At 71.4% G+C, this 13266-nt stretch carries 12 protein-coding genes and 3 pseudogenes; 10 read left to right on the top strand and 5 right to left on the bottom strand.

Annotated features, from left to right (window positions below; translation table 11 throughout):
* The first annotated feature begins 1 nt into the window (after nucleotide 1).
* From AMETH_RS19315 to AMETH_RS39245, 3 genes and pseudogenes are all read left to right on the top strand, one after another.
* Complete coding sequence (locus tag AMETH_RS19315) at nucleotides 2–1327, top strand: heterodisulfide reductase-related iron-sulfur binding cluster (protein WP_017982779.1); 1326 nt, start codon at nucleotides 2–4, stop codon at nucleotides 1325–1327.
* A gap of 106 nt (nucleotides 1328–1433) precedes the next feature.
* Nucleotides 1434–1701 (top strand): annotated as a pseudogene (locus AMETH_RS37015) (L-lactate permease); the annotation flags it as partial.
* A 60-nt stretch (nucleotides 1702–1761) separates the two neighbouring features.
* Entirely contained in the window at nucleotides 1762–2295 is a 534-nt protein-coding gene (locus tag AMETH_RS39245) for a carbohydrate kinase family protein (RefSeq protein ID WP_223843229.1), read from the top strand.
* 9 nt (nucleotides 2296–2304) lie between these two features.
* On the opposite strand, the gene AMETH_RS40415 is transcribed toward AMETH_RS39245, so the two are convergent.
* The gene (locus tag AMETH_RS40415) at nucleotides 2305–2664 is read right to left on the bottom strand and encodes a family 4 glycosyl hydrolase (protein WP_038532229.1); all 360 of its coding nucleotides are present in this window, start codon (nucleotides 2662–2664) and stop codon (nucleotides 2305–2307) included.
* An 18-nt stretch (nucleotides 2665–2682) separates the two neighbouring features.
* Here AMETH_RS40415 and AMETH_RS40420 point away from each other — a divergent pair, with 18 nt between their 5' ends.
* The 7 genes and pseudogenes from AMETH_RS40420 (at nucleotide 2683) to AMETH_RS19360 (ending at nucleotide 10928) form a co-directional block, all read left to right on the top strand.
* The gene (locus tag AMETH_RS40420) at nucleotides 2683–3345 is read left to right on the top strand and encodes an MFS transporter (RefSeq protein WP_223842866.1); all 663 of its coding nucleotides are present in this window, start codon (nucleotides 2683–2685) and stop codon (nucleotides 3343–3345) included.
* An 84-nt stretch (nucleotides 3346–3429) separates the two neighbouring features.
* Nucleotides 3430–3789: pseudogene (locus AMETH_RS39255) on the top strand (RraA family protein); the annotation flags it as partial.
* 195 nt (nucleotides 3790–3984) lie between these two features.
* On the top strand, nucleotides 3985–4713 hold the full coding sequence (locus AMETH_RS19340) for an IclR family transcriptional regulator (protein WP_017982784.1): 729 nt from the start codon (nucleotides 3985–3987) through the stop codon (nucleotides 4711–4713).
* A 27-nt stretch (nucleotides 4714–4740) separates the two neighbouring features.
* The gene (locus tag AMETH_RS19345; protein ID WP_017982785.1) at nucleotides 4741–6771 is read left to right on the top strand and encodes a hydantoinase/oxoprolinase family protein; all 2031 of its coding nucleotides are present in this window, start codon (nucleotides 4741–4743) and stop codon (nucleotides 6769–6771) included.
* Nucleotides 6768–8438 carry a hydantoinase B/oxoprolinase family protein gene (locus AMETH_RS19350; RefSeq protein ID WP_017982786.1) on the top strand — a complete coding sequence of 557 codons (1671 nt, stop codon included), beginning with the start codon at nucleotides 6768–6770 and terminating at the stop codon, nucleotides 8436–8438. Before AMETH_RS19345 ends, AMETH_RS19350 begins: the two co-directional genes overlap by 4 nt.
* Before the next feature lie 31 nt (nucleotides 8439–8469).
* Complete coding sequence (locus tag AMETH_RS19355) at nucleotides 8470–9777, top strand: MFS transporter (protein ID WP_017982787.1); 1308 nt, start codon at nucleotides 8470–8472, stop codon at nucleotides 9775–9777.
* Entirely contained in the window at nucleotides 9774–10928 is a 1155-nt protein-coding gene (locus AMETH_RS19360; RefSeq protein ID WP_017982788.1) for an aspartate aminotransferase family protein, read from the top strand. The genes AMETH_RS19355 and AMETH_RS19360 overlap by 4 nt, the downstream gene beginning before the upstream one ends.
* 63 nt (nucleotides 10929–10991) lie before the next feature.
* On the opposite strand, the gene AMETH_RS42660 is transcribed toward AMETH_RS19360, so the two are convergent.
* From AMETH_RS42660 to AMETH_RS40435, 4 genes and pseudogenes are all read right to left on the bottom strand, one after another.
* Nucleotides 10992–11105 (bottom strand): alpha/beta fold hydrolase, encoded by a 114-nt coding sequence (locus AMETH_RS42660; protein WP_017982789.1) that lies wholly within the window; start codon nucleotides 11103–11105, stop codon nucleotides 10992–10994.
* Nucleotides 11106–11444: 339 nt separating this feature from the next.
* The gene (locus AMETH_RS40425) at nucleotides 11445–11672 is read right to left on the bottom strand and encodes a hypothetical protein (protein ID WP_267283487.1); all 228 of its coding nucleotides are present in this window, start codon (nucleotides 11670–11672) and stop codon (nucleotides 11445–11447) included.
* A gap of 239 nt (nucleotides 11673–11911) precedes the next feature.
* Nucleotides 11912–12514, bottom strand: a complete 603-nt coding sequence (locus AMETH_RS40430; protein ID WP_223842868.1) for an MFS transporter — start codon at nucleotides 12512–12514, stop codon at nucleotides 11912–11914.
* Nucleotides 12515–12563: 49 nt separating this feature from the next.
* Nucleotides 12564–13088, bottom strand: a pseudogene (locus AMETH_RS40435) (MFS transporter); the annotation flags it as partial.
* Nucleotides 13089–13266: the final 178 nt, after the last annotated feature.

A 13266-nucleotide genomic window follows, 5' to 3' on the forward strand; every position in this document is an offset into this window, starting at 1 on the left:
GATGACCGGGCCCGCGTTCGACGACCACCACCCGCCTTCGGCCGATCTCCTGGACGACTGCGTGCACTGCGGGTTCTGCCTGCCGACCTGCCCGACCTACCAGCTGTGGGGCGAGGAGATGGACTCGCCGCGCGGCCGGATCTACCTGATGGGCCTGGGCGTCGAGGGCGAGCCGATGACACCGGAGATGGTGCAGCACTTCGACGCCTGCCTCGGCTGCATGGCGTGCGTGACCGCCTGCCCCTCCGGCGTCCAGTACGACAAGCTGATCGAAGCGACCCGCGCCCAGGTCGAGCGCCGTCACCCGCGCTCGCCGCGCGACCGCCTGCTGCGCCGTGCGATCTTCAGCGTCTTCCCCTACCCGCGGCGGCTGCATGCCCTGCGCGGGCCGTTGCGCGCCTACCAGGCCAGCGGACTCGGCGGGCCGGTGCGCCGCGTGCTGGGCCGCGCCTTCCCCCGCCTGGCCGCGCTGGAATCGCTCGCGCCTCCACTGGGACGGTTCCAGCGCGTCCCGGAACGGATCCGCGCGCGCGGCACGCGCCGCGGCACCGTGGGCATGTTGCTCGGGTGCGTGCAGCGCGAGTTCTTCCCCCGCGTCAACGCGGCCACCGCACGCGTGCTCGCCGCCGAGGGATTCGACGTCGTCGCGCCCGCCGTCCAGGGCTGCTGCGGTGCGCTCAGCGTCCACAACGGCCGCGAGGACGAGGCGCAGTCCTTCGCGCGCAAGCTGATCGACGTCTTCAACGGGTCCGCCGCCGACTGGATCGCGGTCAACGCCGCCGGGTGCGGATCGGCCATGAAGGAGTACGGCGGCCTCCTCGCCGACGACCCCGCCTACGCGCAGCGAGCGCGCGAGTTCAGCGCCCGGGTGCGGGACGTGTCCGAACTGCTCGCCGAGCAGGGGACGGTGGCGCGGCGGCACCCCCTCCCGGTCACCATCGCCTACCACGACGCCTGCCACCTCGCCCACGCCCAGGGCATCCGGTCGCAGCCGCGCCGCCTGCTGCGCGACATCCCCGGCCTGACACTGCGCGAGATCCCCGAACCCGAGATCTGCTGCGGTTCCGCGGGGATCTACAACATCCTCAACCCGGGAGCCGGGGGTGACCTCGGCGAGCGCAAGGCGCGCAACGTGCTGGCCACCGGTGCGCCGCTGCTGGTCACCGCCAACCCCGGGTGCCTGATGCAGGTGGCCGCCGCGCTCGACGCTCCCGGCGAGCCCGTGCGGCTCGCCCACACGATCGAGGTGCTGGACGCCTCGATCCGGGGACTCCCGGCCGACGGGGTCGGGTGGGCGCGTTCGGGTCGGCACGCTCCACATCCGTGAGGTGATCGATGTACCGCCAGGTTCTCGACCCGGGCGCTCGCGTGGTCGTCACTCGTCGCGGCGATCCCGCTGCTCACCCCTGTTCGTGCTGCTCGGAATCCTGCGCATGACCGCGTGGCTGGCCGCGCTGATCTCGCTGGCGGTCGCCCTGGTGGTCGCGGTCGTGGTCTACCCGATGCCCGCCGGGCCCGCGTTCCTCGCCGCGTCCGAGGGTGCGGCGTTCGGGTTCTTCCCGATCCTGTGGATCGTGATCAACGCGCTGGATCTACAACATGATGGTGGCGACCGGGCACTTCGACGTGCTGCGCCGCTCGTTCGCGCGCGTCCGCGACGACCAGCGGCTCCAGGGCGTCATCATCGCGTTCTCCTTCGGTGCTCTCCTGGAGGCGCTGGCCGGGTTCGGCACGCCGGTGGCGATCACCAGCGTCATGCTGATGCTGTCCGCCGTGTGCCGCGAGCAGGCGCTGGACCAGCTGCGACACTGCGACGTCTTCCAGCCGAACCGGGACGAGGCGCTGGCGCTGACCGGGCAGCGAACGGTCGAGGCGGCGCTGCGCGAGCTGCTCCGGCACGTGCCGCTGGTGGCGATCACGTGCGGCGCGGACGGTGTGGTGGCCGCGGACCGGGCGAGCGGCGAGGTGGTGTCGGTCCCGGCGCTACCGGTCGAGGCGATCGACACGACGGGCGCGGGCGACGTGTTCGCGGCGGCGTTCGTGCTGGGCACCTTGTCCGGATGGACACCGGCCGAACGGGTCCGGTTCGCGACGCTGCGCGCTTCGCTGTCGGTGCGCCAGTTCGGGGGCTCGCTGGCGGCGCCGGGCTGGCACGACATCGCCACCTGGTGGCGAGAGGCGGACGAGGAGCTGCGGCAGGATTACGCGTTCGTCGTGGGGCTGCTGCCGAGCCACCGCCTGGTCCCGGTCCGCCGGGCGAGCGCGACGCTGGCGGCGGTCAGCGAGCGGGGGTGACCAGCGCCCTCAGCGCAGCGCCCGCAACTCCGGGTGCGCCGCGTGGTACCCGGCCACCAGACGCCGCGCCACCGACCGGTCGCCCACCAGCGGGTGCGCCGCGAAGGCGTCCTCGGCCAGCGCCCGCGAACCGGTCAGCGCCGCGGTGATCGTCGTCCGCCCGGCGGTCTTCACGGCGCGGGCCAGGGCGAGCTGCGCCTCCGGCAGCGGGTCGCCGGCGATGGGGTGCGCGCCGTTGGTGTCCACCAGGCACGGGACCTCGACGATCGCGTCCGTGGGCAGACCGGGCACGGCACCGCGGTTGCGCGCGTTCAGCACCGGGGTCGCCGCGCCGTCGCCGGCCAGGGACCGCATCACCGCGACGGCCATCGCCTCGTAGCCGCCGCGATGACCAGCGGCCTCGGCGCCGAGCGGATGCAGTCCTTCGGCTGGCGGATCCCGTTCCTGCTCGCGATCCCGCTCGGCATCACCGGCCTCTACATCCGCCGCCGCATCTCCGACACCCCCGACTTCACGCGGCTCCAGGAAGAAGGCGGCCTGGCACGCAACCTTCATGAGCAAGGAGCTGCACTTCGGCAAGGTCGAAGGCCTCCTGGTGACCGCGGTGAGCCTCGTGGCGATCTCCGTGGCGATCCCGTTCATGGGAGCCCTCTCGGACAAATCGGCCGCAAGAAGGTCATCGCCGGCGCCGCCATCGCGATGGCCCTCGCGGGTGTCCCCTGCTACCTGCTCATCGGCACCGGCAACGTCGCACTCGCGATGGTGGGCGCCAGCGTCATGGCGGTCATCTTCGCCGGGCACACGGGCGTCATCCACATCCTGCTGGTCGAACTCTTCCCCATCCGCGTGCGCTACTCCGCCTACGGGCTGGGCTACCACATCACCTCCGCCGTCTTCGGCGGCACCGCGCCACTGCTGATGACGTTCCTCATTGGACAGACCCGCGACGTCCGCACCCCCGCCTACTACGCCGTCCTCACCGCGCTGGGCACGCTCATCGCGGTGCCCAGGGTGCGCAACCGGGCCCACGAGCCCCTGCACGACGCCTGACCCGACCCCCCAAGGAGCACTGGACAATGCCGGTGACGTCGTCGTGGTGTCGGCCGGCGAGTACGCCGAGGCCGGTCCTTCGGGGACGTGCTGGCCAATGCCTGCCAGGCGAATGGGCTCGCCGGGCTGGTGACCGACACCGGCGTGCGGGACACGGCCGAGCTGCGCAAGCTGGGCTTCCCGGTGTTCTCCTACAGCGTGTCCATCAAGGGCACGGTCAAGGAGACCGTCGGCCCTCTGGCGGAGCCGATCCAGATCGGCGGCGAACTGGTCCGCCCCGGCGACGTGATCCGCGGTGACGCCGACGGCCTGGTCGTGGTGCGCCGCGAGGATCTGGCGTACGCGATCGAGCAGGCCCGCAAGCGCGAAGAGGCGGAAGCCGCCGATATCGCCGAGGACTCCACCGCCGGGCAGGCGGTGGAGTCCTCGGCGTTGATGCGTTGAGAGCGCTCGATGCACGTGCCCACCCGTCCGCCGCGACGCCGGGGTCACGGGCCGCGCAGGACAGGCCGATCCGGCCACCGGATACACGAACGAAACACACGAGGCCTTGACGGCTCTTCGTGCGCTACCTAGCGTGTGTTTGCATCTTACGAAAGGCGTTCGTATATGTCAAACACATCGCGAACCTCCAGCACCGTGGCCACCGCTCTGCGCGTGCTGCGCCTGCTCGCCGACAACCCCGGCGGCATGGGCATCACCGAGGTCGCGCGAGCGCTGGACATCGCCAAGAGCAAGGCCCACCTCCTGCTGGCGACCCTGCTCGAACAGGACTTCGTCGAGCGCACCGCGGACAGCCGGTACCGGCTGGGCCTGACCGCGTTCGAGGTCGGCTCGGCCGTGCCGGACGCGGCCCGCTTCGGCGGGGACCTGATCACCCCGATGCGCGCACTCGCCGACCTGTGCGGTGAAGCCGTTTCACTGGCGGTCCTGCGCAACCGCGACGCGATCATGATCCAGCGCTTCGAAACGAAGCACGTGCTGCGCGCGGAGATCGGCGTCGGCACCCGGATGCCGTTGATCAGTTGCGCGTCCGGGAAGTTCCTCCTCGCCCACATGCCCGAGGAGCAGGTCGACAGCCTGTACCCGGAGGAGGTGCTGCCGCACGTGACCGTGCACAGCATTCGCACCAAGTCGCAGCTCAAGGCCACCTTCCCGGAGATCCGCCGCCAGGGGTACGCCCTCAACGACGAGGAGTACGCCGAGGGGATCTCCGGCATCGCCACCGGTGTCGCGGACGGCAGCGGGCAGTACATCGCCGCGCTCAGCGTCGCCGGGCCGACCAGCCGGTTCCGCGCGGACCAGTGGATCGAACCGCTGGCGGAGGCCGCGCACAAGATGACCGAACTACTGTCCAGCCGGCGCTGACCGGCTGAGGAAGAGGTTCACCCCCACATGGAGATCGTCGCTGGAATCGATGTCGGCGGCACGTTCACCGACGTGCTGCTCCACCACCCCGGGACGGGGGAACTCCGCCTCGCCAAGGTGTTCTCCACCCCCGGGCGCCAGGCTGACGGGCTGCTCACCGGGCTGCGGCAGTTCGATGTTCCGCTCGGCGAACTCGACGCCGTCGTGCACGGAACGACCGTGGCGACCAACGCGGTCCTGGAGCGCAAGGGATCGCGCACCGCGCTGGTGACCACGCGCGGCTTCCGGGACGTGCTGGAACTGCGCAGGCGCGACCGGCCCACGACCTACGGCCTGACCGGCGCCTACCGCCCGCTGGTACCACGGAGCCGGTCGTTCGAAGTGGACGAACGCGTCGACGCGGACGGCCGGGTCGTCGAGCCCCTCTCGGCCGGCTCGGTCCGGGCCGTGGCGGACGCGCTGCGGGCGGCCGAGGTGGAAAGTGTCGCGGTCTGCCTGCTCAACAGCTACGCCAACGCCGACCACGAGCGCACACTCGCCCACGAACTGCGCCGGCTGCTGCCGGACGTCGAGGTCACGGCCTCCTACGAGGTGTGCCCGGAGCCCGGCGAGTTCGAACGGGCCACGACCACGGTGGTCAACGCGTTCGTCCGCGCGCCGATGTCGCGCTACCTCGGCGCCGTGCAGGAACGCCTGAAGCACGAGGGGTTCGCCCGGGACGTGCAGGTGATGCAGTCCAACGGCGGGCTGATCCCCGCCCGCCGCGCCGGCGAACTCGCGGTCCGCACGCTGCTGTCCGGTCCCGCCGCGGGCACCGTCGCCGCCGCGGCATTCGGTGAGGCCGCCGGCCTGCCCGACGTCATCTCCTGCGACATGGGCGGCACCAGTTTCGACGTCGCCCTCATCCCCGGCGGGCGGCCCGCGGTGACCGCCGAGAGCGCGATCGACTACGGCATCCCGATCAAGGTCCCGATGATCGACATCACCACCATCGGCGCGGGCGGCGGGTCCATCGCCTCGGTCGACCGGGCCGGGATCCTGCAGGTCGGGCCGGAAAGCGCGGGCTCCGATCCGGGTCCGGCGTGTTACGGCCGCGGCGGCACCCGCCCGACCGTCACCGACGCCAACATCGTGCTCGGCCGCATCTCCGCCGAGCAGCGCCTGGGCACGCAGGACGGGTTCACGCTCGACCGCGACGCCGCCGTCGAAGCGGTCCGGGCGCACGTCGCGGAACCCCTCGGACTCGACGTCACCGCCGCGGCGCTCGCGATCATCCGCTTCGCCAACGAGAAGATGGCCAACGCGATCCGCATGGTCAGCGTGGACAAGGGACACGACCCCCGTGAGTTCGCCCTGGTGGGCTTCGGCGGCGCCGGCCCCATGCACGTCGCCGAGCTGGCCAGGGCTGTCGGCGCCACCACCGTCCTGGTCCCCCCGCACCCCGGCGCGCTGTCCGCCTACGGCTGCCTGATCGCCGACGTGAAGTACGACTACGTCACGGCCGTGGGATCCGAAGTGGACGACTGCACCGCGGGCGGGATCGAGCGGATCCTGGCCGACCAGGCCGAGCTGGGCCGCAAGACCCTGGAGGCCGACGGGTTCGGCGACGAGGACATCGCCGTGGAGCACGTCGCGGAAATGAGCTTCGCCAAGCAGCTCTACTCGATCCGCGTCCCGCTCGGCGGCGACCGCGAAGCCTGGACCCCGGCGAAGCTCACCGAGGAGTTCCACCGCGAGTACCTCGCGATCTACCAGGGCCGCAACCCCTCCGGCTCGATCCGGTTGATCAGCCTGCGCACCGTGGTGGCCGGCAAGCGCAAGCCCGTCGAGCAGGTGGTGACCACACCGGGCGAACACCCGGCACCCCGGGAGCGGACCGTGGTGTTCGCCGACGGCAGCCACACGGTTCCCGTGCTAGGGCGGGAACACCTCCGCCCGGGCGAGGTCCTGGCCGGGCCGGCGATCGTGGAACAGAGCGACACCACGATCGTGCTCCCCCCGGCGACGACCACGACCGTGCACTCCAACGGCAGTCTCATCGTGAAGGTGGCATCATGACCGAGCTCGACCCGTTGTCCATCGCCGTCATCCGCGGCAGGCTCGAACAGATCGCGGACGAGATGGACACCGTCTTCGAACGCATGGCGTTCTCCCCGGTCATCTCCGACGCCTGGGACCGCGCCGACGGCATCTACTCCCCTGTCGACGGCAGCATGATCGTCCAGGGCAACCGGGGGCTGCCGATCTTCGTGGGCACCATGCAGTACACGGTCGCGAGCGTGATCGCCGGCGCGAGCGAGGTGCGGCAGGGCGACACGTTCATCGTCAACGACCCGTTCGCCGGTGGCACGCACATCATGGACACCAAGATGGTGCGGCCGTTCTTCTACCGCGGCGAACTGTTCGCCTATCTCGCCAACACCGGGCACTGGCCGGACCTCGGCGGCCGGGTGCCGGGCGGGTTCGGTGCCGCGGCCACCGACTGCTACCAGGAAGGGCTGCGCCTGCCGCCGGTGAAGCTGTTCAGCGGAGACGAGCTCAACGCCGACATCGTCGCGATCCTGCAAACCAATTCCCGGCTGCCCGACGACGTCCTCGGCGACATCGACGCCCAGGCGACCGCGTTGCGCGCCGGCGAAACGCGTCTCACCGAGCTCCTCGACGAGTACGGGCCCGACCAGGTGCGCGCGGTCATCGACGCGCTGCGAGAACGGTCGGCGCGGCAGATGCGCTCCTACATCGCGGAGATCCCGGACGGCACCTACTCCTTCGTCGAGGAGATGGACAACGACGGCATCACCGACGAGGTGCTGCGCATCGACGCGCGGATCACCGTCGCCGGCGAGGAGCTCACCATCGACTTCAGCCACTCCTCGCCGCCCTGCCAGGGCCCCATGAACTCCGTGTACGCCGCGACCGTCTCCAGCAGCATCGTCGCGATCAAGCACCTGTTTCCCGACATCCCGATCAACTCCGGCATCTTCGAACCGATCACGTTCGTCATCCCGGACACCGTGTTCCTCAACGCCAAACCGCCGCGGCCGGTGGCCGGGTGCGCGGCGGAGACCAGCCAGCGCATCATCACCGCCGTCATGGGCGCGCTCGCCGAAGCCGCACCCGACCGGGTGCCTGCCGGGTCGTCCGCGACGGTCAACAACCTCTCCATCGGTGGTGTGCGCGAGGACGGCACCCCGTTCGTGCTGTACGTGTTCCTCGGCGGTGGCTACGGCGGTCACCCGGCCGGGGACGGGCTGTCCAATGGCTGCTCGCTGATGAGCATCGGGCGCGTCCAGTCGATCGAGACCCTCGAACAGCGCTACCCGCTGCGGTTCCGCAAGTACGGCCTGCGGGACGGATCGGCCGGGCACGGCAGGCACCGCGGCGGGTTCGGCGTGCACTTCGAGTTCGAGTTCACCGCCGCCGAAGGGCAGGCGAGCCTGCTCGGCGACCAGGCCAAGACCGCCCCGGTCGGGCGCGCCGGCGGCACACCGGGACAACCGTCGTCGCCGTGGTTCCGCATCGGCGGCGAGCAGGTCGCCCTCCCGATGATCAGCAAGGGCGAGAACGTCTTGCTGCGCGCCGGCGACATCGTGTGCCTGCGTACCCCCGGCGGCGGCGGATACGGGCCGACCGCCGAACGCGACCCCGAAGCCGTCGCCACCGACCTCGAACACGGCTACCTCGACGACGAAACGGCACGAAGGATCTACGCGCACACCGCCTAGCCCGCCCCTACTCCCCCAGCTGGAGAAAGCCATGTCCGAAACCACCGCGGACACTCCCATCCGCAAAGCGATCCTCGGCAGCCTCGTCGGAACATCACTGGAGTGGTACGACTTCTTCCTCTACGGCTCTGCCGCGGCACTCGTCTTCAACGAGGTCTTCTTCCCCACGTTCGACCCGCTCACCGGAACCCTGCTGTCCTTCCTCACCTTCGCCATCGGGTTCGTCGCGCGCCCCATCGGCGGGATCGTCGCGGGCCACTACGGCGACCGGTTCGGCCGCAAGAAGGTCCTGCTGTTCACCGTGTCCCTCATGGGCGCCTCCACGGTCCTCATCGGACTGATCCCGAGCTACGCGACGATCGGCGTCACCGCGCCGATCCTGCTGATCGTCGTGCGGCTGGCGCAGGGGTTCGCACTCGGCGGTGAGTGGGCAGGCGGCGCGCTGATGATCGCCGAACGCGCCCCGTCCGCGCGCCGCGGCTTCCTCACCAGCTTCGTGCAGGTCGGTGTCCCGATCGGCACGCTCGTCAGCACCGCCGTGCTGTACCTGATGTCGGGCATACTTTCGCGCGACGCCTTCCTGCAGTGGGGCTGGCGGGTGCCGTTCCTGCTGTCCGTCGTGGTCGTCCTCATCGGCGTCTACATCCGCCGCCAGGTCGGTGAATCACCCGCGTTCGAGAAGGCCGCCCCCGAGCGCGCCCCGATCCTGACGTTGCTCAAGACGCAGCCGGTGGACGTGCTGCGGGTGGTCGGCATCCGCGCCGGGGCGGACATCCTCTACTACCTGCTGGTGACCTTCCTGCTCACCTACGTCACGACGAGGCTCGGCCTTCCCCGCGGAGTGGGGCTGCTGGCCGCGCTGGTCGGCGCGGGGATGCAGCTGTTCACCTACCCCGCGTTCGCGGCGCTGAGCGACCGGTACGGCCGCCGCAAGGTCACCGTCTTCGGCGCGGTCGGGGCGTTCGCGTGGATGTTCGCGTTCTTCCCGCTGGTCGATTCGAAGAATACCGGCCTGATCTTGCTCGCCGTGGTCGGCGGCCTGTTCTTCCACTCCGCGATGTACGGGGTGCAGGCGTCCTGGATCTGCGAGCTGTTCGACACCCGGCACCGCTACAGCGGTGCCTCGCTGGGATACCAGCTGTCCGGGATCGTCGGCGGCAGCCTCGCCCCGACCATCGCCGTGGCGCTGCTGCGGGCTTCGGACTCGACCACTCTCGTGGTGGTGTACGTGTGCGCCGCGCTCGCTCTCGTGGCCGGGACCGCGTTGCTGACCCGGGAAACCCGCGGCGGCGAACTGACCGGCGCCGGTTCCGCGACGAAGGTGCGGAGCGCTTCGTGAGCGTCGTGGAGCGCGCCCGCCGCGTACTGCCGGGCGGCAACACCCGGACGACTCTGTTCGTCCCGCCGCACCCGCCCTACGCGGTGCGCGGCGAGGGCGCGATCGTCACCGACCACACTGGACACCGGGTCATCGACTGCAACAACAACTACACGTCGCTCATCCACGGGCACGCCCGTCCCGAAGTGCTCGAAGCGGCGTTCGAAGCCGCGCGCAGCGGAACCGCGTTCGGCCTCCCCACGGCCTCGGAGGTGGCGCTCGCCGAGCACGTGCGCGACCGCACCGGGATCGAGCAGTGGCGCTTCTGCAACTCGGGCACCGAGGCAGTGCTCATGCTCCTGCGCGCGGCCCGGGCCTACACCGGGCGGGAGCTGATCGTGCGGTTCGAGGGCAGCTACCACGGCACCGGCGACGCCGTCGTCTCGCCCGGCGCGCCCGGGGTGGTGCCCGGCTCGGTGCTGGTGTTGCCGCAGAACGACCTTCCGGCGTTGCGTGCGGCGATGCGGGACCACGGCGACCGGGTCGCGGCCGTGCTGATCGACCTCATGCCCAACCGCGCCGGCCTCACCCCGGCCGACCCCGCCTACGTGGCCGAACTCGACGCGCTCACGCGGCAGCACGGCGCGCTGCTCGCGGTCGACGAGGTCATCACGTTCCGCCTGCACGAAGGCGGACTGCACCAGCGGTACGGCATCCGGCCCGACCTGGTGTCCGTGGGCAAGGTCATCGGCGGCGGGTTCCCGGTCGGGGCGGTCGGGGGCCGCGCCGAGGTCCTGTCGCCGTTCGACCCGCAGACGCCGGACGGCGTGTCCTGGGGCGGGACCTTCAGCGCCAACCCCGTCACGATGTCGGCCGGGCTCACGGCGCTGCGCCTCTTCGGCCCCGCCGAGATCGCCGAGCTGAACCGCCGAGGCGACGAGTTGCGCAGCCGGCTCCGCGACGCCGGAGTGGCGGTGCGCGGCTCCGGCTCCCTGCTGCGGCTGATGGCCGCGGACACGACGAAACTGTGGTGGAGCCTCTACGAGCGCGGCGTGCTCGCCGGCACGAACGGGCTGCTCGCTCTGTCCACGGCGATGACCCCGGCGCACCTGGACCACATCGCCGACGCCGTCATCGCCACCCTCCGATCCGGCTCCGCTGAACACCGGTAACGGTCCCGCCGGGGGCCGCGACGTCGCGGCGTTGCGGTCCCCAGTTTCAATGTCGGGGTGGCGTCAGCGGGCGTCGGTGAGGAACTCGGCCAGCGCGTCGGCGACAGCGTCGGGCTGTTCGTCGGGGATGAAGTGTCCGGCGTCCGGCACGACGATCCCGGTGGTGTTTCGGCCCACGGGCTGATGGAGGCAGCCATGTCCGGAATGGACCCGTGGCTGCTGGAGACCCCGAGGATCGGCACGGTCAGGCGCCGCCGCTGCTCGAGCGCCTCGCGGTTCTTGCGCGCCGACTCCGCGGCGTCCCGGTAGTAGGCGAGGAAAGCACGCAGCCCTCCGTCGGCGGCGACGGCCGCCGCGTAGTGGTCGAGCTCGGCGTCGTCGAACGTTTCGGGAGACAAGGCCGTCGCGGTCAGGAACCAGCCGACGTAGTCCCGTTCGCGGCCGGCGAGCAGCACCTCGGGCAGATCGGGCACGGTGTGGAACGCGAAGTGCCACGTCTTCCACGCCCGATCCGGATCAGTGGGAATCGTCTCCGGGAGCGTCACACCGGGAATTCCCGCGTCGAGCAGCGCGACCCGGTACAGGTGGTCCTCGAAGCCGAGGGCGAGGGAGAACGCGACCCACACGCCGATGTCGTGGGCGACCAGCGAATAACTCGACACTCCGAGAGCGGTCACGCTCGGAGTGCCCCTGACCCGGCAGGTCGATCGCGATGACGTGGAACCGGCCGGAGAGGCGAAGCATCACTTTGCGCCAGGCCCACCAGGTTTGCGGGAATCCGGCGAGCACGACGACGGCCGGCCCCTCCGGCCGTCCACCTTGGACGGACGTGCAGGCGCACACCGTCCGCGTCCACCCAGCGGTGGGTGAATCCGGTCAGGTGTTGCAGGGGCGCCGTCATGAGCAGAGCCGGAGCAAGCACGGCACACCTGCGGGCCATCGTGGGCGTGACCGTCGACGCGCTGTCCCAGACGTTGCGCGCGTCAGCGTGATCCGACGCGGCTGCCCGCGGTGATCCCGGCGGCGGCCACGATCGCCGCGGCGCAGACCACCGCGGTCGCGGTCCAGCCGAACCAGTCGACCGCGGCCGCGCCGGCCGCCGGGTCGAGCGCGAGCACGGTGCTCTGGTTGGCCACCTGCGCGGCGACCAGCCCGGCGTCGAACAGGCCGAGGCAGACCAGCGCGAGTGGCGTGTTCGGCAGGCAGAGGCCGAGGGTCAGCGCCGCCGCGGCGGCGAGCGCGAGTCCGATGAGGATCACCCGGCGCGCGCCGATGCGGTCGATCCACACCCCGGCGATCCGCCTGGCGACGATGCCGAGCAGCCCGGCCGCCCCGTACAGGCCGATCCGTTCCGGCGAATACGAAAACGGCGGCTGGGACAGCGCGACCGCGATGCCCGCCCACACCGCGCAGAACGCGAAGAACCAGAGGGCCCCGCGCCCGGCGGCCAGCCGCAGCACCGGGAACCTCAGGTACCGGCCCGGAAGCCCGCGCAGCGTGGCCAGGTAACCGGCTCGGCGCGGCCGGGCGTCGCGGGCAACACCAGACGGGCGGCGACCGCGATGACCGCGCACGCCAGCGAACACCAGCAGCATGGGACGCCATGCCGATCAGCCCGGTCAGCCAGCCGCCACCGATCCGCCCGGCGAGGATGCCGGCGGAGATCCCGGCGGTCACCACGCCGAGCACCGTCGCCCGGCGCCGCGGCTCGGCGAACCGTCCCGCCACCGAACTACGCTGCGCCCCCACCGCGGAGCCGGCGTCGATCACGGCGAGCACGAGCCCGAGCAGCGCCGCGGAACCCACGGCGGTGGCCAGCGCCAGGGCGACGGCGAGCGCGGCGAACTGCGCGGCAACCACCGTTCTCGGCGGGAACCGGTCCACCAGCGGGACCAGCACCGCGAGCCCGGCGAGATACCCGACCGGGCCGCAGGCGAGCACCGTGCCGACGACGGCGGCCGGCACGTCCAGCGACCCAGCGACCTCCGCGATCGAAGGTTGAAGCGGATACAGAGTCGCGGTGCCCAGAGCGGCAGCGAGCGTCAGGAACCCAACCACCCGTGGACGAAGCACCGGCCGGGCCGTCGAAAGATCAGTGTCCACGGCGACGACGGTAGGAGTGGCGCGGCGACAACGCTGGCGGGAAAACGACGGCACCATGATGCGGGACGGCGGCTACCACCTGGGCCTGATCTCGAGCGCGGCTGCGCGCGGATCAGCGCCACCACCGCCACGATCGTCGACGCGGCGATGACCGTGCCGACAACGGTCGGGCCGGTCTCGGCGAGCGACGATCCGGCGCCCACCCCGGCCGCCGGTCGCGATGCGGCCCGGAGCA

It is taken from the genome of Amycolatopsis methanolica 239, from assembly GCF_000739085.1.
GTDB lineage: Bacteria > Actinomycetota > Actinomycetes > Mycobacteriales > Pseudonocardiaceae > Amycolatopsis_E > Amycolatopsis_E methanolica.

What these genes read in the sequence shown, in the direction of transcription:
- AMETH_RS19350 (WP_017982786.1), top strand. Translation starts at nt 6,768, where the DNA reads ATGACCGAGCTCGACCCGTTGTCCATCGCCGTCATCCGCGGCAGGCTC.
- AMETH_RS40420 (WP_223842866.1), top strand. Translation starts at nt 2,683, where the DNA reads ATGACCAGCGGCCTCGGCGCCGAGCGGATGCAGTCCTTCGGCTGGCGG.
- AMETH_RS19315 (WP_017982779.1), top strand. Translation starts at nt 2, where the DNA reads ATGACCGGGCCCGCGTTCGACGACCACCACCCGCCTTCGGCCGATCTC.
- AMETH_RS40415 (WP_038532229.1), bottom strand. Translation starts at nt 2,664, where the DNA reads ATGGCCGTCGCGGTGATGCGGTCCCTGGCCGGCGACGGCGCGGCGACC.
- AMETH_RS19345 (WP_017982785.1), top strand. Translation starts at nt 4,741, where the DNA reads ATGGAGATCGTCGCTGGAATCGATGTCGGCGGCACGTTCACCGACGTG.
- AMETH_RS40425 (WP_267283487.1), bottom strand. Translation starts at nt 11,672, where the DNA reads ATGCTTCGCCTCTCCGGCCGGTTCCACGTCATCGCGATCGACCTGCCG.
- AMETH_RS39245 (WP_223843229.1), top strand. Translation starts at nt 1,762, where the DNA reads ATGCTGTCCGCCGTGTGCCGCGAGCAGGCGCTGGACCAGCTGCGACAC.
- AMETH_RS19355 (WP_017982787.1), top strand. Translation starts at nt 8,470, where the DNA reads ATGTCCGAAACCACCGCGGACACTCCCATCCGCAAAGCGATCCTCGGC.